General features: G+C 62.0%; 15 protein-coding genes. 6 read left to right on the top strand and 9 right to left on the bottom strand.

Features of this window, described 5'->3' with window-relative positions; translation table 11 throughout:
- Positions 1-52 precede the first annotated feature (52 nt).
- Positions 53-439, bottom strand: a complete 387-nt coding sequence (locus tag C8K58_RS23900) for a TIGR03067 domain-containing protein (RefSeq protein ID WP_098479636.1) — start codon at positions 437-439, stop codon at positions 53-55.
- Positions 440-773: 334 nt separating this feature from the next.
- On the opposite strand from C8K58_RS23900, the gene lpxO reads away from it, so the two are divergent.
- Positions 774-1,673: a lipid A hydroxylase LpxO gene (lpxO, locus tag C8K58_RS23895; RefSeq protein WP_065948679.1), complete on the top strand. Its 900-nt coding sequence runs from the start codon at positions 774-776 to the stop codon at positions 1,671-1,673.
- 18 nt (positions 1,674-1,691) lie between these two features.
- Here the strand turns inward: lpxO and ligD are convergent, their stop codons facing one another.
- Together ligD and C8K58_RS23885 are read right to left on the bottom strand one after the other, a co-directional pair.
- Positions 1,692-4,166, bottom strand: a complete 2,475-nt coding sequence (gene ligD / locus C8K58_RS23890; RefSeq protein WP_108574470.1) for a DNA ligase D — start codon at positions 4,164-4,166, stop codon at positions 1,692-1,694.
- A gap of 24 nt (positions 4,167-4,190) precedes the next feature.
- Positions 4,191-5,030 (bottom strand): Ku protein, encoded by an 840-nt coding sequence (locus C8K58_RS23885; RefSeq protein WP_027607894.1) that lies wholly within the window; start codon positions 5,028-5,030, stop codon positions 4,191-4,193.
- Between the two features lie 184 nt (positions 5,031-5,214).
- Here C8K58_RS23885 and C8K58_RS23880 point away from each other — a divergent pair, with 184 nt between their 5' ends.
- Both C8K58_RS23880 and C8K58_RS23875 read left to right on the top strand, forming a co-directional pair.
- Positions 5,215-5,529, top strand: a complete 315-nt coding sequence (locus C8K58_RS23880; protein WP_092359439.1) for a hypothetical protein — start codon at positions 5,215-5,217, stop codon at positions 5,527-5,529.
- A 12-nt stretch (positions 5,530-5,541) separates the two neighbouring features.
- Positions 5,542-6,699 carry a PQQ-dependent sugar dehydrogenase gene (locus C8K58_RS23875; RefSeq protein WP_108574469.1) on the top strand — a complete coding sequence of 386 codons (1,158 nt, stop codon included), beginning with the start codon at positions 5,542-5,544 and terminating at the stop codon, positions 6,697-6,699.
- A gap of 42 nt (positions 6,700-6,741) precedes the next feature.
- Here C8K58_RS23875 and C8K58_RS23870 read toward each other — a convergent pair whose 3' ends face one another.
- Together C8K58_RS23870 and C8K58_RS23865 are read right to left on the bottom strand one after the other, a co-directional pair.
- Entirely contained in the window at positions 6,742-7,221 is a 480-nt protein-coding gene (locus C8K58_RS23870; protein WP_092359444.1) for a nuclear transport factor 2 family protein, read from the bottom strand.
- A 54-nt stretch (positions 7,222-7,275) separates the two neighbouring features.
- Positions 7,276-7,839: a TetR/AcrR family transcriptional regulator gene (locus tag C8K58_RS23865; RefSeq protein ID WP_027607890.1), complete on the bottom strand. Its 564-nt coding sequence runs from the start codon at positions 7,837-7,839 to the stop codon at positions 7,276-7,278.
- 125 nt (positions 7,840-7,964) lie between these two features.
- On the opposite strand from C8K58_RS23865, the gene pssA reads away from it, so the two are divergent.
- Positions 7,965-9,308 (top strand): CDP-diacylglycerol--serine O-phosphatidyltransferase, encoded by a 1,344-nt coding sequence (pssA, locus tag C8K58_RS23860; protein ID WP_108574468.1) that lies wholly within the window; start codon positions 7,965-7,967, stop codon positions 9,306-9,308.
- Between the two features lie 359 nt (positions 9,309-9,667).
- Positions 9,668-13,066, top strand: a complete 3,399-nt coding sequence (locus C8K58_RS23855; protein WP_108574467.1) for a hypothetical protein — start codon at positions 9,668-9,670, stop codon at positions 13,064-13,066.
- Between the two features lie 36 nt (positions 13,067-13,102).
- Here C8K58_RS23855 and efeO (C8K58_RS23850) read toward each other — a convergent pair whose 3' ends face one another.
- Genes efeO (C8K58_RS23850) through efeU form a run of 4 tightly spaced genes read right to left on the bottom strand, consistent with a single transcriptional unit; the run spans position 13,103 to position 17,324 of the window.
- Complete coding sequence (efeO, locus tag C8K58_RS23850; RefSeq protein ID WP_027607887.1) at positions 13,103-13,921, bottom strand: iron uptake system protein EfeO; 819 nt, start codon at positions 13,919-13,921, stop codon at positions 13,103-13,105.
- Positions 13,922-13,946: 25 nt separating this feature from the next.
- On the bottom strand, positions 13,947-15,251 hold the full coding sequence (gene efeB, locus C8K58_RS23845; RefSeq protein WP_108574493.1) for an iron uptake transporter deferrochelatase/peroxidase subunit: 1,305 nt from the start codon (positions 15,249-15,251) through the stop codon (positions 13,947-13,949).
- A gap of 14 nt (positions 15,252-15,265) precedes the next feature.
- Positions 15,266-16,468 carry an iron uptake system protein EfeO gene (gene efeO, locus C8K58_RS23840; RefSeq protein WP_092359451.1) on the bottom strand — a complete coding sequence of 401 codons (1,203 nt, stop codon included), beginning with the start codon at positions 16,466-16,468 and terminating at the stop codon, positions 15,266-15,268.
- 10 nt (positions 16,469-16,478) lie between these two features.
- A complete protein-coding gene (gene efeU / locus C8K58_RS23835) occupies positions 16,479-17,324 on the bottom strand; it encodes an iron uptake transporter permease EfeU (protein ID WP_027607884.1) in 846 nt (281 codons plus the stop codon).
- Positions 17,325-17,492: 168 nt separating this feature from the next.
- On the opposite strand from efeU, the gene C8K58_RS23830 reads away from it, so the two are divergent.
- The gene (locus C8K58_RS23830) at positions 17,493-18,509 is read left to right on the top strand and encodes an AraC family transcriptional regulator (RefSeq protein WP_092359452.1); all 1,017 of its coding nucleotides are present in this window, start codon (positions 17,493-17,495) and stop codon (positions 18,507-18,509) included.
- Positions 18,510-18,561 lie beyond the last annotated feature (52 nt).

The raw sequence follows: 18,561 nt of genomic DNA, 5'->3' as shown, positions 1-18,561 counted from the left end.
GAAAGTGAAGGCTTTGTGAAAATGCTGTCGCGCGTTCGGATGGCGTACAGCATCAAGCGCGGCGCACGAAAGTGCGCATGGTTTGGCCTGGGCCGGTACTGAACACGATGGGCCTGGGCATACCTTCATCCGCCGCAATGAACACAAATGAATCCCCCTCGAGGCGATAACTGGCGGGCAGGTGCTTACCGGCGTCATCGCCCAGGGCGTCCACCCAGGTAATGCTTTTGGGAACCGTGCTGCTGTCGAGGAAAAACCGACCCGCCAACAACACCTCGCCACTGACGGTCTTCACTTCGAAGCGGTCGCCGCTGATAGTGGTTAAAGCACCCGGAGCGCTGTGGGCATCGATGGGATTGAGTACGCCACTGTCTTCGAGTGAGGTTTGCTCCCAGGCGCCTTGAAGGGCTTGAATATCTGGGTCTGAAATGGATGACATACAAATTCCTTTTTGCTGCAGGAGTAATTGCCGGACGTTGCCGGCGGTGCTGCCTTTTACCATCTTTCGCCGTTCGATGATCGGTGGTTGCCGGGCCCCAAGGCCAGCCCGTCGAGGCGTCTGCAAGGCACATTCGGTAGACAGGTTTTCACAATTCTTGATTAACTTTTGGTTACAAACTGTGGCTAAATAACTGCCACGGACCACGTATCGGGACATTACTCAGCCGTTCGTGCCAATTGTGTGAATTGTGATTTCAGATGCTGCTATCCATCCTCAGCCGTTGTGGGCGCGCAGGAGCAGCCTGTTTTCTCCTGACATGTGACGAAATCCCTTGAAACTCATCATTGTTGTTCTCTACGTTGCCTCCATTGCGTATGTACACCTGCGTGGTCGGGTGCGGCATAAGCTGGGCCGCCAACTCAGTGATCATTCGACCTTCCTGGCCCCGATCAACTGCTTGCTGTACCTGTGCTCCAGGTTACCCGGCCGTCCCTACCTGTCACCCAGTGACTTTCCTGACTTGAGCCCCCTTGAGGCGCATTGGAAAGAGATTCGCGAGGAGGGCCTGAACCTCATGCACATGGGTGAAATCAAGCGCTCGGACCAGTACAACGATGTAGGTTTCAACTCGTTCTTCAAGTCTGGCTGGAAACGCTTTTACCTGAAATGGTACGGCGAAAGCCATCCTTCGGCGATGAAACTGTGCCCGCGTACTACCGAGCTGTTGCAGGGCATCGGCTCGATCAAGGCGGCAATGTTCGCCGAGTTGCCACCGGGCTCCAAGCTGGTGCGCCACCGTGACCCCTACGCCGGTTCGTACCGTTATCACTTGGGTCTGGTGACCCCGAATGATCCGGGCTGCTATATCAATGTGGACGGCGAGAACTATTACTGGCGTGACGGTGAGGCCGTGATGTTTGACGAGACCTACATCCACTACGCCGAAAACACCACGCAGCAGAACCGCATCATCCTGTTTTGCGATATCGAGCGGCCGATGAAATATCGCTGGGCTGCCACGTTCAACCGTTGGTTCAGTCGTAACGTCATGGCCGCTGCAGGCTCGCCCAACGATGCAGGCGACAAGACCGGCGGGCTCAATCGCGCATTTAACCGGCTGTACAAGATTCGCTTGCGTGGCAAAGAGCTGAAAAAACGCAACCGCACACGTTACTACCTGGAAAAATGGGCGATCTTCGCGGCCCTGGCACTCATCTTCATACTGATTTGAAGTCGATTCGGGCGTTAGTCACTCCGGTGGCTTTGCGCCCAACTTTTCCCACATTTTTTTACTGATCTTCTGCCGATTGGCGTAGCCGGCCCAAGGATCAACCTTCAGCTCCTGCAAGCGTTGGTGCAGGTTGGCCACCGTCCATTGCTGAGCGCCGCGCAATCCCTTCAATTCCTCGCGACTGACCGGCACCGACACCGGCAGCCCAGGGCGTGCGCGCACCGAATAAGCCGCCACGGTGCTCGCGCCTCGTGCATTGCGCAGGTAATCGATAAAGATCTTGCCTACACGGTTTTTCGGCCCGGAGGTGGCGGTGAAACGCTCGGGCAGTTGCTCGGTCATGAAATGGGCAATGGCCTTGGCAAAGGCCTTTACGCTGTCCCAGCCATCCCGCCGCGCCAGCGGTATGACCAGGTGCAAGCCTTTGCCGCCGCTGGTCTTGACGAAGGCTTCCAGCCCCAGCTCGTCGAGTACCGACAAGGTGAGCTGAGCGGCTTCCAGCATGGTTTTCCAGGGCAGCGCCGGGTCCGGGTCAAGGTCCAGCACAAACAGGTCCGGGGTTTCGATCTTGTCCGAGGTGGCGCCCCAGGTATGCAGTTCGAGGGTGCCCATTTGCACGGCCCCAATCAGCGCTTTTGTCGTGTCGATCTCCATCAGGCGCGCATGGCCTGGGTCCAGTGCCGGGTCCAGTTGCTTGATGTTCGGAATCGCCAGGCGCTCCGCGTGCTTCTGGAAGAACTGCTCGCCCTCGATGCCTTCCGGAGCCCTGAGCAGGGACACGGGGCGATGGCGCAGGAAGGGCAGGATCCATTCGCTGATGCCTTCGTAGAACTGCGCCAATTGCTGTTTCTGCGTGCCGCTTTGCGGGTCGATGACGCGGTCGGGGTGAGTGATCGTCACCCCGCTGGCTTTGCGGGCCGCCGGTGCTTTCAGGGTTTTGGCCGCGCGGGGCTGCTCCCGGATGACCTGCGCGGCGGGTTTGTCCGTGCGCAACCCCACAAACGCTGCCTGGCGTACCACGCCCTCTCGGGTCCATTGGGCAAACTGCACCTCGCCCACCAGTGTCGGCTCCACCCAATGTACGCCGCGCGCCTGGGCGCCGGTAAGCGGTTTTGCCAGGGGCGACGCGGTGCGTTCCAAAGGCTTGAGCCGGGCATGGATATTTTTCAGTGAGGCCTGGTCGAACCCGGTGCCCACGCGCCCGGCATAGACCAGCGCGCCATCGGCATGGACGGCCAGCAGCAGCGCACCAAAACCGCTGCGTGAGCCCTGGGGGAGGGTGTAGCCGACGATCACGAACTCCTGGCGCAGGCGGCATTTGAGCTTGATCCAATCGGTACTTCGACTGGAGACGTAGGGACTGCCCTTACGTTTGCCGATCACGCCTTCCAAGGCCAGCTCGCATGCGCTTTCGACAATATCGCGCTGGTTGGCGGCAAACGCCTCGGAGAAACGCAGCAATTTGCTGCGGCTGCCGGACAAGGCGTCTTTGAGCGCGGCGCGACGCTCCTCCAGTGGCGCCTGGCGCTGATCGCTGCCGTTTAAAAACGGCGCGTCGAACAGGTAGTAGACGATGTCCAGGCTGCGGCCGAGCTCAAAGGCATTTTGCAGCGCCTGGAAGTCCGGCAGGCCGTCGTCATTGAGGCTGACCACCTCGCCATCGAGCCAGCTGTCCTTGAGCTTCAGGGCCTGCAGGGCCTTGACCTGGCGTGGCAGGCGCTCGGTCCAGTCGTGGCCATTGCGGGTAAACAGGCGTACCTCGCCGTCGCGGATGCGGGCGAGCATGCGGTAACCATCGAACTTGATCTCGTAGTGCCAGTCGCCTTCGGGCGCACGGTCCACCAGGGTCGCCAGTTGCGGGGCGAATTGCTCGGGGAGGGCAGTTGCCCGCTTCTGTGGTTTGGCGCGAGGCCTGGCCTTGGGTTCACCGACCGAGGCGTCACTGAGCACGCTCTTTGGCTGGGCCTGGACGATATCGTATTCGGTGGCGGGGCGGGCCTGCTGGTCTTTTTCCTTGATCAGCAGCCACTGCTCCTTGTCGCCGCTGCCCTTGAGGCGCGTACGTACCAGCGCCCAGTCACCGGAGAGCTTTTCACCGACCAGGGTGAACTTGAGTTTGCCGGCAGCGTAGGCCTTGTGCGGGTCGTCATGGGGTTGCCAGATGCCGCGGTCCCACACGATCACATCGCCGGCGCCGTACTGGCCGGCCGGGATGCTGCCCTCGAAACCGCCATAGCTCAGGGGATGATCTTCAACGTGCACGGCCAGGCGTTTCTGGCTCGGGTCCAGGCTCGGCCCCTTGGGCACTGCCCAACTGAGCAGCACTCCGTCAAGCTCAAGACGGAAGTCATAGTGCAGGTTGCGCGCGTCGTGCTTCTGGATCACGAAGCTCAGGGCCGACGCCTTGGGCTTACGGCCCGGTGCGCGGCCTGCTGGCTCGGCGGTGACCTCGAAATCGCGTTTACGGTTGTATTCGCTCAGGGGCTTGGCCATGTGGTTCTCCCGCATACGTCAGGCTCAAGAGGCCTTTTTGCCGGTTTTTTTCGCGGCCGGTTTTTTCGTCGTCGGCTTGCCGGCCAGGCTGCGCTTGAGCAGCTCGGTCAGGTCGATCACATCGGCGGACTTGCGTTCCTCGCTGCCTTCCTGGGATTCGACGTCTTCGATCTTGCCGGCCTTGGCCTTCCTGGCCACCAGCGCCATGATCTTTTCCTGAAAGCTGTCGCGATATGCCTCGGGCTGCCAGTCGGCGCTCATGTCTTCCACCAGGCGCCTGGCCATGTCCAGCTCGCCCTTGGCCAGGCTGGGTTTGGTCACATCGCTGGGCAGTTCCAATTCATCCAGGCTGCGCACTTCAGCCGGCCAGCGCAGCATCACCAGCACCAGCGCCGACTCCAGGGGCATCAGTGCCGCCAGGTGTTGCTTGGTGTGCAACACCACATTGGCCAGGGCCACCTTGCGGGTTTTCTTCAACGTTTCGCGCAGCAGTGCGTAGACCTTGCCACCGCGTTTATCCGGGGCCAGGAAGTAGGGCGTGTCGATGTTCTGCAACGGAATCTGGTCGCTGGCGACAAACGCGATGATTTCGATGGTCTGGGTCGACTTGGGGTGGGCAGAGCGGATCTCATCTTCGCTGAGTACCACATAGCGGCCTTTCTCAAACGCTACGCCCTTGACGATATTCTCCTTGGTGACCTCCTTGCCGGTGGCCTTGTTGATGCGCTTGTAGCCCACCGGGTCCATGCTGCGCTTGTCCAGCCAGTCGAAATCCACGCCCTGGGCGGACGTGGCCGAGACCAGCGATACCGGAATATGAACCAGGCCGAAACTGATGGCGCCTTTCCAGATTGCCCGTGGCATACGTGCGATTCCTTAACAAGAAGCTGTGTTCTGGTGACTCGAAGGCTGCGTGAAAAGTTTCGCCGGGCAGATGCGTGGACAGATCTCGTTACACCTGATCAGAAACTATTTAGTTACGAAAGCCGAACCCAGGGCGTAGCGTGGTATCGAAAGCACGTACTCCTCGCCCCAGAGAGGCTTTGTCATGAACAGCTGTGTGCGTCATCTCGCGGTGCTGGTGTTGGGCCTGGCACTTGGGCCAGTTGCCCTCGCGCAAAACCTGCCCGGCAGAAGCGATTCCAATACCGGCCCGATCCACCGGGCCAACCCCAACAGCATGCAGGGCACCCAGCCCAATACGCCGGTGGTGCGTGGTATTCAGACCGTGCCAACGCCGCGCACACCGACCCTGGAAAACGGTGGTATCGGCAATCGCTACCCGCAACGCGATGCGGCCCCCAGCCGTCCCGCCACCGAAACCAAAGCCCCCACCTATGATGCCAACGGCAATCGCCGGTAAGGACGCTGTCTTATGTTTATACGCAAAACCCTGCTCGCCACCCTGTGCGCCACCGCGCTGCTTGCGCGGACGGCCGTTTATGCCGCCGATGGGCAGCAGTTCCCCAGTGAACAAGGCAGCATCACCGCGACTCCGATTGCCAAGGGCCTCGATCACCCGTGGGCCGTGGCGTTTCTACCCGACCAGCAGGGTTTCCTGGTGACCGAGCGTCCGGGCCACCTGCGCTTTGTCAGTCCGGACGGCAAGCTGTCTGCGCCGTTGACCGGCGTGCCTGAGGTGTGGGCCAAGGGGCAGGGCGGTTTGCTCGATGTGGTGCTGTCGCCGGACTTCAAGCAGGACCGCATGGTCTACCTGACGTACGCCGAAGGCGGCGGCAAGGGCGGCACGGCCGGCACCGCTGTGGGTCGCGGGCGCCTGGCGCCGGACCTGAGTGGCTTGACCGATTTCAACGTGATCCTGCGCCAGGAGCCGAAACTCTCCACCGGCAACCACTTCGGTTCGCGCCTGGCCTTCGACCGCGATGGCTACCTGTTCGTGACCCTGGGGGAAAACAACGACCGCCCGACCGCCCAGGACCTGGACAAGCTGCAGGGCAAAGTCGTACGGATCTACCCGGATGGCCGCGTACCCGATGACAACCCGTTTGTCGGTCAAGCCGGGGTACGTCCCGAGATCTGGTCCTACGGCCAGCGCAATCCGCAAGGGCTGGCGCTGAACCCATGGAGTGGCACGCTCTGGGAAAACGAACACGGGCCGCGCGGCGGTGATGAAATCAACATTATCGAGCGGGGCAAGAACTACGGCTGGCCGCTGGCGACTCACGGCATCAACTATTCGCTCACACCGATTCCCGAGGCCAGGGGCAAGACCGCAGAAGGCACCGTGGCGCCCCATCATGTGTGGGAGAAATCACCGGCCATCAGTGGCATGGCCTTCTACGACGCCGACCGGTTCAAGGCGTGGCAGCACAACGTGTTCATCGGTGCGCTGGCCAGCCAGGAACTGATTCGTCTGCAGTTCGATGGCGACAAGGTTATCCATGAAGAGCGCTTGCTGGGCGGCTTGAAGGCACGCATTCGCGATGTGCGGCAGGGGCCGGATGGCTTTCTGTATGTGCTGACGGATGAGGACGATGGCGTGCTGTATCGAGTGGGCCTCAATCAGGATTGAGCAATGAACCGCAAGCTTGAAGTTTCAAGCTTGCGGCTTCAGTCAAAGCCCGAGTTCGGACAACCCCGGATGCTCATCCGGGCGCCGTCCCAGCGGCCAGTGGAACTTGCGCTCGCTCTCCTTGATCGGCAGGTCGTTGATGCAGGCAAAACGATTGGCCATCAGGCCATTCTCGTCGAACTCCCAGTTCTCATTGCCATAGGAGCGGAACCAGTTACCCGAGTCGTCGTGCCATTCGTAGGCATAGCGCACGGCGATGCGGTTGTCGGTAAAGGCCCATAGCTCCTTGATCAGCCGATACTCCAGCTCCCTGGCCCATTTCCGGGTGAGAAAGCCCTTGGCCTCTTCGCGGTTATGGGCGAATTCGGCGCGGTTACGCCACTGCGTGTCCAGGGTGTAAGCCAGCGACACCCGATGCGGGTCGCGGGAATTCCAGCCGTCTTCGGCCAGGCGCACTTTTTCAATCGCCGATTCACGGGTAAACGGCGGCAAGGGCGGACGTGTTTCTGCGGTAGATGACATCAGGCGGCTCCTCAAAACCATACAGCGTTATCGAAAGTTGCCAGGCGGGTGCGTTCACAGTCCCAATAACGTTCGCGCCATGCATTGCGCATTATCGGCAGCTGTTGAATCACCCATGACCAGGGCAACGGTAATGGCGCCATCGATCAGGATCAGCAGTTGCGCGGCCTGCCGTTCGGGGTCGGGGGTACCATGTGCTTGGCACAGTTCGAGTGCGTACTCGAACAGTTTCTGTTTATGGGCCTTGGCCAGCAGGCGGACCGGGTCGTGCGGGTCGCCGGTTTCGCCACTGGTGTTGATAAAGGCGCAGCCGCGAAAATCCGCCGAGCCGAACCAGGCCTTGAGCGCGTCGAACAGCGCGAGCAAGCGTGCGCCGCTGCCATCGACGCGCTCCACTTCGGCGCGCAGCCAGTGCATCCAACGCTCGTCACGGCGCTGCAGGGCCGCGATCACCAGCTCATCTTTATTGGCGAAGTAACGGTAAATGCTTTTTCGCGAGACGCCGGCGGTTTTCACCAGGAAGTCCATGCCGGTGGCGGCGATGCCGTGGCGATAGATCAACTTCTCGGTGACGTCGAGGATAATGTCGCGTGTTTCATTGGGGGTCATATCGTTCATGGCTGCTAAAGTAGAACGATCGTTCTTCTTGGTCAACAGGAATTTTACTCTCTGCCACTGCGAGACCTGAGCACCCCCATGGTGTAAGCTCGGGGCCTCTTCGGATTCGACCCATTGCGAGCCTTATGCCGTCGTTCTTCAAACGCTCCCTGTTGCCCAAACTGCGCGGTTTTCCCCTGACCCCCGACGCCATTGACGTGCTGTCCGGCGCTGACGCGTTCCGTCGCTGCCTGCTGGAGAACATCGCCACGGCCACCCGCCGCATCTACATCGTCGCGTTGTACCTGCAGCAGGACGAGGCAGGGCAGGAGATCTACGACGCCCTGCACGCCGCCAAGGCCGCACGGCCGGAGCTGGACATCGTGGTGGTGGTCGACTGGCTGCGCGCCCAGCGCGGGCTGATCGGTGCCGGCAAGCAACCGGGTAACAGCGCCTGGTACCAGGCCATGACGCAGCGCCATGCCAGTGAAGTGCCGGTGTACGGCGTACCGGTGCAAACCCGCGAGCTGTTCGGCGTGCTGCACCTCAAGGGCTTTGTGATCGATGACAACGTGTTGTACAGCGGTGCCAGCCTGAACAACGTGTACCTGCACAAGTTCGATAAATACCGCTTCGACCGTTACCACCTGATCCACAGCCAGCCCCTGGCGGATTCCATGCAGCACTTGGTGGAGCACGGCCTGGTGGCCTCCAAGGCCGTGCACCGCCTCGACCTGCCGAACCCGCCGACCACCCGCAGCCTGCGCAACGACATCGGCGACCTGCGCAGCCGGCTCAAGCACGCGGCCTACGACACCACGGCAGGGCAGTTGCCCAACGGCCACCTGTCTGTCAGCCCGTTGCTCGGCGTGGGCAAGAACAACCCGTTGAACCGCGTGATCCTCGAACTGATCGCCAGCGCCCGGCACCAACTGACCATCTGTACGCCGTACTTCAACCTGCCGCTGCCGGTGACCCGCGAAATCAACCGCGCCCTGGCGCGTGGGGTGAAGGTCGACATCATCGTCGGCGACAAGACCGCCAACGATTTCTACATCCCGCCCAGCGAACCCTTCAAGGTGATCTCGGCACTGCCGTACCTGTACGAAATCAGCCTGCGCCGTTTCGCAAAACGCCATCAACCGGTGATCGACAGCGGCCAGTTGAACCTGCACCTGTGGCGCGACGGCGACAACACCTACCACCTCAAGGGCATGTGGGTCGATCAGCGCTACACCTTGCTCACCGGCAACAACCTCAACCCACGGGCGTTTCGTCTCGACCTGGAAAACGCCTTGCTCGTCGATGACCCCCAAGGCCAGTGGCTGGAGCCGCGACGCACGGAGCTGGCGCAGATCTTCCAGCACACCACGCGGATCGAGCGTTACCAGGACTTGCAAACCCTGGTGGATTATCCGCAGGCGGTGGGCAAGTTCCTGCGTCGCGTCAGCCGGGTGAGGATTGAGCGATTGCTGTACCGAATCCTTTAAGCCGCCTTGTGAAATCATCAGCAATGCAATCGTAGAGGGTATCGGACAGTTCCTATATCCAGCCTGGGATAAGCGTCTTTAGATTGCCTCTCACCGTTCACGGATGGACGGATCCATTCTTAATGGACTCATCCGAGAGAGCGATGACTATGTTGATGCTACTGCCTCACAGCCGCCCATCCGTTCCGGAGTTTCCCACCCCACCCAGCGCAGTGCCTGCTGCGCCTGATCCCATACCGACTCAACCACCCACCCTGCGCAGGCGGCGATCCACTGCCGATGCAACGCCGGCCGCGGCTGGCCCGTGGACGCGACTGCCTCCCCGGGATCAGGCGCGCACTGCCGCCGCCGACACTCAGTTGGCTGAGCGCGTTGCCGCCGCTGAAAGCAGCGGCTACACGATGGTCGAGGTGCCGCCGGACAGCAGTCCGGGCCTGGCAACGCGCTTGTACCAACACCTGCTGAACCGGCCAGCGTTGCAACAGTGGATTGCCGAGCAGCGCCTTGAGCCTGCGACCCTGACCTTTCACCGCGATCATATCGAGGGCTACGCCAACCATAATGGTGTACGCAGCGCCGTCAGATTCAGCCTGACCGATAACTCCGGCTGGAACGAAGTTTCCCGCACCCTGAGGCCGATTCGAGAACTGCTGGACCCCTCGGACCAGGGGCTGCCTTTTATCGGGCCAGACGACGCATTGTGGCTGCCGCGCCAAGGGGTCGGCCAGATCACTGCCGGCAACCTTGAGCAGACCTGGCAAGTGATCAGCGAACTGGAGGAGCGCCTTGCCCTGGCCGATCGCCTTGAAGCAGAACTTGAAGAACTGCCGGACACTGCGCGTACGGACTGGTCGGATCATGAGACCGAGCTTTCACCGGCATCGTCATTGCCCCGGCATAGCCAGGCTGCGGTGGAGCGTTTGCAGCGGTTTGTCACGTGCCCGCAAATGGTTCGCCTGCTGGAGCAGGAGGGCTTCGCCTGGGCCGGTGCGCCATTCAGGGTGTCTGAAGGCAGGCTTGAGCGCCTGAGTCCGGTAGGCGGTTGGGTGAATCTGACCCGCTACGTGGAAGCCGTACCGGAACTGAACGATGAGTTCGAGGCACTGGCGGCGCTCAGCGTGCCCTTGGGCAACGCCCTGTACTCGACGCCACGCTACGACATGCGCCAGCTCCTGGATTTCAAGGGCTTGGGCTCGGCGCGTACCGTGAGTGAAACGCGCAACCTGGTTGCCTGGTTGCGCACTGCCTTGCCAACGCCGCCGCCATTGGGGGACTACGGCGCGTTGTTGCCCCAGGAGTGGAAGCCGGGCACCTTGACCGCAGACGATCAAAAGCACATGGGCACCATGGCCGACATCCGCCTGCGCGGTCCCCTGGCTCGTGGGTTCAGCGCATTGTCCGGGGTCACATTGCAGGCGTTGCAGGCCGACCCGCAGGCTCACCTGGACAGGCTGCTGGACAGCCCGGATGCCTTGGCGTTCGGCGAGCAAATGGCTGGCGCGCTGCGCTGGCAGGTGGGCCAGGGCGCTAACTCGACGCTGCCCAGGACGCTGCTCCAGCAACTGGTAACCGCCGCGATCAAGCTGCACGTCGATCCCTCGATGTCCGACAAGCCCGGGGAAGTGGCGGGCTATCCGATCTACCAGCCGACGAACATGGGGCGCTCGTTCAGTCAGGTACGCCGTGACATCGAGCGCCACCTTCAGCACAACAAAGGCCTGGACCCCAAGCTGGCGGTGTTGGCTGCCCACGTGTGCCTGGCGCAGGCGGCGCCGGAAATGCTCGTGCGCGATGTGCCCGAGTCCGTGAGTATCGGCACGCCGGCCTGGATGGAGCTGCGCCTGGGCTGCGCATTGGCCGATCACAATGCGCCAGGGACGTCGAGGATGATGAATGAACAGCAGGTCACCGACTTGACCACCCTGGAACCCGTCAGTGACGCGCAGGCGACGCTGATGCAACTCAATGCCTTGAAAGTCATCGCTGATTGGGGGGTGTTGAACGGCTGTATCAGGCAGCGCAGTGACAGTGGATACTCGTCGGGGGATATCCAGGAGGCGGCGCGGGTATTTTTCCGCCAGCGTGAAGACGTCGCCACCGCCTTCACGACTGCGAGCAGTGAACTGCCGACGCGCAAGGCGCTGGCGATCAAGGAATTGCTGCGCGTGTTTCCTGGTATCACCCAGGCCGAACTGGAAGGCATGACCGTGCATGTGGCCAGTGCAGAGGATCGTCGCAACCTGCCGATCTCGGAACCGCGCACCCGCTCGTTGGTGGAGACCTATATGACCGGCGACCTGGCACCGGGCAAATGGGTGCTCAGTGACGACATGCCTGCTTTCCCCGCGACGGCGAAAACGCCTTACCAGCACGCGCGGGCACCCCAGGTAACCGAGGCGGCGCGGGCCAGGCTCGATACACGTATTCGCCGTCTGCCCGAGCTGGATAAGTTGCTGGAAAACTCGGTGCTCCAGCACCGGAAAAAGCTCCAGGACGCATACGCCACCAAGCTTAAGCTGATGTTTGCCGAGTTGCCTCTGGAGGATCGCAAGTTGCTGGAACTGGGCAAGGTCGAACTGTTCACCTTGCGCCGGGAAACCGGGAAGATCCAGGCCGAGGAGACCGACGCACTCAAAGACGCCAGCAGGGCGCGCCACGGCACCCTGATGCGCGTTGAGCATGGACCCACGGTCGTGCATTTCGAGGTGTTCGCCAACGGCAAGATCATCAAGCGTACGGATCTACCCGACGCGATGGAGCTCGACGGCGTCATTCACCGCGAGGGTTTTCCATCACCCCATGGCCCGGTGTATTTACCGGTGGTACGCGGCGCGCAGATGAACCTTGATTTGGACGCCTATGCCAACGGTTCCCATCCTGATCCCAACCCAGCATTCCAGGCGGTGATCGTGTCGGCGTTGGGCGGGGCATTTGCTGCGCGAGAATTACCGCCCAGCCATACGCCGGAATCGTTCGTCCCGGACACCTACAGTTCGCGAAAAACAGCGAGCATCGTCAACAGGATCGCCCAGGACAACTTTTACGAGCCCGCCGAAAGCATGTTGCAACGCGCAAGCGAGTCACTGCCGCTGGAGAAGCACCGTGAAGCGCGGGCACGCGATCATGCCTTTCTACTGGGGTTCGTGCCGTTCGTGGGGGCGTATCAGGAGTTCAAACAAGGCAATATCAGCGCAGGTCTGGCCAACCTGGCACTGGATGTAGTCGGCGTGGCCATTGGTGCGGGTAGCCAGGCCCGGGCGCTGATCCGCTCGGCCAGGGCCCTGGTGCCCAGCCGCCTGACCCAGCTTGTTACACGACTCAAGCCATCGACGATTGCAGTGCCCCAGGTGAAAGCTGGAGCGAGTTTCAGCGATCGAGCATTTGACTTCATCAAGCAGTCCGGTTTGTTTACCAGTGCGGCGCTGAACCCGCTGGATGGTTACCCGCAGATGATCAATGCCGCGACCAAGGGACTGGTAAAACTGCCGGCGTTGCTAGCGGGTGGGGCAATGAAGTGGGGCAAGACGGTCCCGCATCTGGTGACCGCCGAGGAGAAGTTGCGTGCGTATCTGCTGATTGCAGCCGGGCAGGCGAGCGGCACGGAGGCGCCCGTGGTGACACCGACAGCGGGCAAGGCGGGGCGTTATCGGGAGGTCGACGTGCACGCCACGCCATACAACGGCCGCTGGTATGCGATTGACCCGCGCAGCGGCGCGCCTTTCGGCACGCCACTGAACGGCTTCCAACCAACCCGTTGAGCCGACGACCTCCCGCGCCAGGCGCGGGAGGCCGTATCAGTTCAGGCCCAGCTTGCCGCGCAGGGTCGACAGGTCTTCGGCCAGGGTGTTGACCGGACCCACCAGCGCCTTGCGGTCGTTTTCCTTGACCTTGTCGTAGGTCTGGAAGCCGCCGTCCTTGGTCTTGTACTTGGCCAGGATCTTGTCCACGCTGGCGAAGTTCTTGTCGACCTTGGCCAGGAAGGCCTTGTCCTGTTTCTCGATCTGGCCACGGAACAGGTCGACGATTTTCTTCGCGCCGTCGATGTTGCCCTGGAAGTCATACAGGTCGGTGTGGCTATAGCGGTCCTCTTCACCGGAGATCTTGGTGGCGGCAACTTCTTCCAGCAGCGCCGCAGCACCGCCGACGACTTTCTCCGGCGGGAAGGTCAGGCCGTCGACACGGGTTTTCAGGTCGTTGACGTCAGTGTTGAGCTTGGCCGTCAGGGCTTCCAGGCCTTTGGTGGTGTTCTGGGAGAACAGCGCGTACTCGATGCGGTGGAAACCGGTGAAGTCTTCGGCGGTGACGCCTTTTTCGTGGTCATCGACCCGGGAGTCAATGGACGCATCCAGGTCGCTGAACAGCTCGGCGATCGGCTCGATGGACTCATAGTGCACGCGGGTCGGCGCGTAGAGCTTCTTGGCGGTGGCCAGGTCGCCTTGGTTGATGGCGTCGGTGAACGCCTGGGTCTGGGTGACCAGCTCGCCGATTTCTTCGGTGACGTAGATCTTGTAGTCCGACACCGGGCCTACCAGGTCCAACGGCGCGGTAGCGGCAAACGCTGCCAGCGGCGAAAGGGTCATTAACAACGACAACGCGATAGTCGACTTCTTCATGGGACGTGTTCCGCTCTGGTTTGTTTTAGGTGTGGGCAGTGGTTTGAAAAGGCGTTGCAGCGAGCAGCGTGCGCCCGATGAAATCCTTAGGTCCGGTGACCCCCGGCAAGGTGAAGAAATACCCGCCGCCGACCGGCTTGAGGTATTCCTCCAGGGGTTCGCCGTTGAGCCGGGTTTGCACGCTGATAAAGCCTTTCTCCAGGTCAGCCTGGTAGCAGATGAACAACAGCCCCATGTCCAGCTGACCGTTTTTATTGACGCCGTTGGAGTAGTTGAACGGCCGACGCAGGATCAGGTTGGCCTGGGTCTGCGGGGCGCGCGGGTTGGCCAGGCGGATATGGGCATCGAGCTTGGTCAGCTTGCCTTCCGGGTCCTTGCTGTAGTCGGGCACCTGGGATTCTTTCTGGCCATCCATGGGCGCGCCGCTGGTCTTCACACGGCCGATGATGCTTTCCTGCTCCTGCAGGGGCGTGCGGTCCCAGCGTTCGACGAAGTTGCGGATGATGCGCACCGCCTGGTAGCTGCCATGGGCCGCCCAGCTCGGTTCGTCGCTGCCGGGTTGGACCCACACAATCTGGTCCATGGCCTTGTTGTCGTTGGAGTTGGGGTTGGCCGAGCCGTCGCGGAAACCCAGGAAGTTGCGCGCGCTTTGTGCCGGTTCGCCGGGTTTGGCCGGTGCCTGGGGCGGCACGCTGCCTTCCTGCTTCCAGCGCACCAGCAGCAGGTCGGGCAGGTTTTTCACGATGTCGCGCAGGGCGTGGATATTGGTGTCCGGGGTGTTGGAGCTGAATTGCAGGCTCAGGTCGCCGTGGCACTGCGCCGGTTCCAGCGCATCGTTGGGGAAGCCCACCATGCGGATCAGGCGCTTGGGTTTGACGGCGGCCAGGCCGAAGCGCTCATCGAACAACGATGCGCCGACGGACACGGTGATGGTCAGGTTATCCGGCGTGACCACCGGGCCGAGGATGCCGGAATCGGTGGGCGGCAGCTTCGGGTCGACCTGGGGTACGGTGCCGCCGGTCATCAGGAAGCCGATGCGTTCGTTCAAGGTGCGGAACAGGCGCTCCAGGTCTTCGCGGTCGCTGGCCAGGACGTCGAACGCCACGAGCATGCCGCAGGCCGGGCGTGGGGTGACGATGCCGCTCTGGTGCTGGCCGAAAAAATCGTGGTGGTCCTGGGTCTTGTCGCTGCGCGGTGCGGTGGTGACTTGCTCGGCGGCGGCCGCCATGGCCGGGCAGGTCAGGGTGCTGCCGGCAATGGCGGCACCGGTGGCGGCCATGCCCAGGAGGACACGGCGACGTTGTGCTGAAAACTGTTCTGAATCACTCATGTGTGCGGTCGTCTTCACTGCAGGCCGGAAAGGCCAAGGGCGGGGTCGATTCCATCGAGTGCGGCGGCCAGAGCCTTGGCCTTGTCGGCGATCTGCTTGCGCTGATCGGCGGTAACGCTGTCATACGTGGCGTAGCCCTTATCGAGCTTGAAACCCTGGAGCTCGGCATCGAAGGCGGCGAGGGCGCTGTCGACTGTCGGCAGCAGGTCGGCGGCGGACTTGGTCAGCAGCGGACGCATCAGTTCGACCACCTTGTGCGCGGCCTCCAGGTTGGCGGCGAAACCATTCAGGTCGACATGGCTGTAGCGCTCTTCTTCACCGCTGATGGCGCGTACATCCGCCAGGCTGTTGAGGTTGCGCACCACGATGCTCACCAGTTGTTCCGGCGGCAGTGACTGTGCCAGCAACTGCTGTTTGAGGCGGGTGACATCGGTGACCAGGCGCTGCGCAATCGGCCCCAGGCCATCAAGGCTGCGTTGCTGGAACAGGCTGTATTCGAGGCGATGGAAGCCGCTGAAGGCCGGGTCTTGCTCACGTTTTTCAAAGTAATCGGCCCGGGCGTTGATGGCGTTGTCCAGCTCGGCCAGGCGCTGCGAGGCCGGGGCCAGGCGTTGGTAAGCCTCACGGGCCGGCACGTACAGCGCTTGCGCCTGAGCCAGGTCACCGGCGTCGATCGCCTGTTGCAGGGCGGTCACGGCCTTGACCAGGGCACTGCCCTGGCTGCTCAGGTACACGCGAAACTCCGACAGCGGGCCGATAAACGCCACCATCGACGGCTTGGCCTTGGCCTGTGCGTCGGATTCTGCGGTTGGCGTCACATGCAGGGTGCCGCGCGGGTTGCTCAGCAGGCCGCAGGTAATTGCATAGTCGCCTGGCAGCAGGTTGGCGTTGATCACCTGGCTCAGGCCGGGGGCGATGTTTTCGCGCTCTTCGACCACCAGCACGCCGTCGAGGATTTCCCACTCCACCGCCCGGTCAGAGCGGTTGATGATGCGAAAGCTCGCACGGCCGGCCGGCACCGTCAGTGCATTGGGCTCGCAGGCATGGCCATGGATGGTCACGGCGATTTCATCGTGGTTGGTCTGGCGCTTGCTGGCCGCCAGTTGCGAGGCGTAATAGAACAGGCCACCGGCGGCGATCATCACGACCACCGAGCCGGCTAGCGCCCAGCGCAGGGCGCGGGGGGGCGAAGCGGGTTGAGGCGTTGGGTTGGACAAGAGACGGTCCTTACTGGCTGGAAACGGAAGAAGGGCTGGCGGCAGGCTTGGGCGGTGCCGCGGGCAGGAAAAACATCACCAGCGCCACCACCAGATACATCAGATAGGCGCCCAGGGTGCTGACGGTCGGCGCTTCCTGGTAGCCGAACATGCCGGCCAGTACCGAACCGAGCGGGCTGTCCATCGGCAGCTCGGCGCTGAAATCGAACAGCACGGTCTGCCAGTGGTTCCACACGCCCGCTTCATGCAGGGCTTGCACCGAGTTGGCGAGGATGCCGGCGGCGACCACGAGGATGAACAGGCCGGTCCAGCGGAAAAACGCACCGAGGTTCAGGCGCATGCTGCCGGTGTAGATCAGGAAGCCGACGATGATCGCCAGGACCAGGCCGAGCAGGGCGCCAATCGGTGCGCCTGGGCCCTCGCTCTGTTGGAACACCGCCAGCAGGAAGAACACGGTTTCCAGGCCTTCACGAGCGACGGCGAAGAACACCATGAGGATCAATGCCGTGACCTGGTGTTTGGAACCGGTCAACGCCTGGTCAAGGGAGGCGTGCAACGAATGCTTGATGGAGCGCGCGACCTTGCGCATCCAGAACACCATGGAGCTGAGGATGCCCACGGCGACCAGGCCGACGATGCCCTCGAACAATTCCTGCTGCTTCTGCGGAAACTCGGCACTGACCAGTTCCAGGCCACCGCCCACCAGCAAGGCCAGGGCCGCGGCGAGGAACACGCCGATCCACACGGCGGGCATCCACTGGCCGCGGCCGGTTTGTTGCAGGTAACTGGCGATGATGCCGACGATCAGCGCGGCCTCAATGCCTTCGCGCAGCATGATTAAAAAGGGAACAAGCATCGGGCACCGCAGCTTAAGTAGATAGGAGGCTAAGTTGTAACATAATGATACTCATTGCTAAACAGGAAAACTTGACGTTTGCTGAACAATGGCTGAACGGTGGTGGCGAATCGCAACCCACCTTATGATGCGCGGCATCGATAGCGCCGCCGGATTGCCCAACCTCCCATGTCGGAAAAAGACACCATCTCCATCCATCTCGTGCGCGAAGCCTTGTTGCAGAGCTGCGCACCGGGGCCGGCCACCGTCGAAGCCTTGAGCAAGGTCGGGATCGAGCCGGCATTGCTGGAACAGCCCGTGGCCCGCGTTCCGGCCACCGCCTACGCCCGTTTGTGGCGTCTGCTGGCCAGGCGCATGGACGATGAGTTCTTCGGCATGGACCCGCGCAAGCTCAAGTCCGGTAGCCTGGAGTTCCTTTGTCGCGCCGCCATTGCACAGCCCAGCCTGGCATCGGGCCTGCACACCGGCCTGGGGTTCCTCTCGCTGATGCTGGAACACCTGCCGGCCCAGTTGGTGCGCCAACAGAGCCTGGCGGAAATCGTGTTGCTCGAACCCGAGCCGGCGCCCAAGCGCGCATTCACCTATTTCACCTACTGGATGATCGTGCACGGCGTCGCCTGCTGGCTGGCAGGCCGGCGCATCCCGATCCTGGCCATCGAACTGCGCTGCCCGCAGCCGGACTTTTGCGATGACTACCAGGTGATGTTTTCCGACAACCTGCGTTTTGATCGGCCACGCACGCGGATGATCTTCTCCGCCGACTGCCTCGACCTGCCGATCAAGCGCAGCCCGGAAGAACTCAAGCGCTTCCTCGCCCATGCGCCGGCCAACATCCTGGTCAAATACCGCAACCCCGACAGCCTGGCTACACGCATCAAGCACGACCTGCGGCAAATGCCTCCCGACACCTGGCCTGAGACCGAGGGCCTTGCGGCCACGCTGTGTATCTCCGCTTCCACGCTGCGCCGCCGCCTGGCGGAAGAAGGGCAGAGCTACCAGGGACTCAAGGACAGCGTGCGCAAGGAGTTGGCGATTGTCTGGCTGGCCGAACCGCAGATCAGCTTTGCCGAGATCGCGGCGCGGTTGGGGTTTGCCGATACCAGTTCGTTTTATAAGGCGTTTCGCAAGTGGGTGGGGTCCAATCCTGGGCATTACCGCAGTTTGATCCTGGGGGAACCTCGTTGAGTCGCGCACAGGCTGCTGGCGGCCAGGACTTTTCCGATCCCATCCATTCGTG

This window comes from Pseudomonas sp. GV047 (assembly GCF_003058245.1).
In the GTDB taxonomy this organism is placed as follows: Bacteria; Pseudomonadota; Gammaproteobacteria; order Pseudomonadales; family Pseudomonadaceae; genus Aquipseudomonas; species Aquipseudomonas marginalis.
The sequence above is the reverse complement of the archived record's forward strand: the minus strand, read 5'-3'. Positions and strand labels throughout refer to the sequence as shown.

Coding starts and splice junctions, on each gene's coding strand:
- C8K58_RS23900 (WP_098479636.1), bottom strand. CDS start 439: ATGTCATCCATTTCAGACCCAGATATTCAAGCCCTTCAAGGCGCCTGG.
- ligD (WP_108574470.1), bottom strand. CDS start 4,166: ATGGCCAAGCCCCTGAGCGAATACAACCGTAAACGCGATTTCGAGGTC.
- C8K58_RS23885 (WP_027607894.1), bottom strand. CDS start 5,030: ATGCCACGGGCAATCTGGAAAGGCGCCATCAGTTTCGGCCTGGTTCAT.
- C8K58_RS23880 (WP_092359439.1), top strand. CDS start 5,215: ATGAACAGCTGTGTGCGTCATCTCGCGGTGCTGGTGTTGGGCCTGGCA.
- C8K58_RS23875 (WP_108574469.1), top strand. CDS start 5,542: ATGTTTATACGCAAAACCCTGCTCGCCACCCTGTGCGCCACCGCGCTG.
- C8K58_RS23870 (WP_092359444.1), bottom strand. CDS start 7,221: ATGTCATCTACCGCAGAAACACGTCCGCCCTTGCCGCCGTTTACCCGT.
- C8K58_RS23865 (WP_027607890.1), bottom strand. CDS start 7,839: ATGAACGATATGACCCCCAATGAAACACGCGACATTATCCTCGACGTC.
- pssA (WP_108574468.1), top strand. CDS start 7,965: ATGCCGTCGTTCTTCAAACGCTCCCTGTTGCCCAAACTGCGCGGTTTT.
- efeO (WP_027607887.1), bottom strand. CDS start 13,921: ATGAAGAAGTCGACTATCGCGTTGTCGTTGTTAATGACCCTTTCGCCG.
- efeB (WP_108574493.1), bottom strand. CDS start 15,251: ATGAGTGATTCAGAACAGTTTTCAGCACAACGTCGCCGTGTCCTCCTG.
- efeU (WP_027607884.1), bottom strand. CDS start 17,324: ATGCTTGTTCCCTTTTTAATCATGCTGCGCGAAGGCATTGAGGCCGCG.
- C8K58_RS23830 (WP_092359452.1), top strand. CDS start 17,493: ATGTCGGAAAAAGACACCATCTCCATCCATCTCGTGCGCGAAGCCTTG.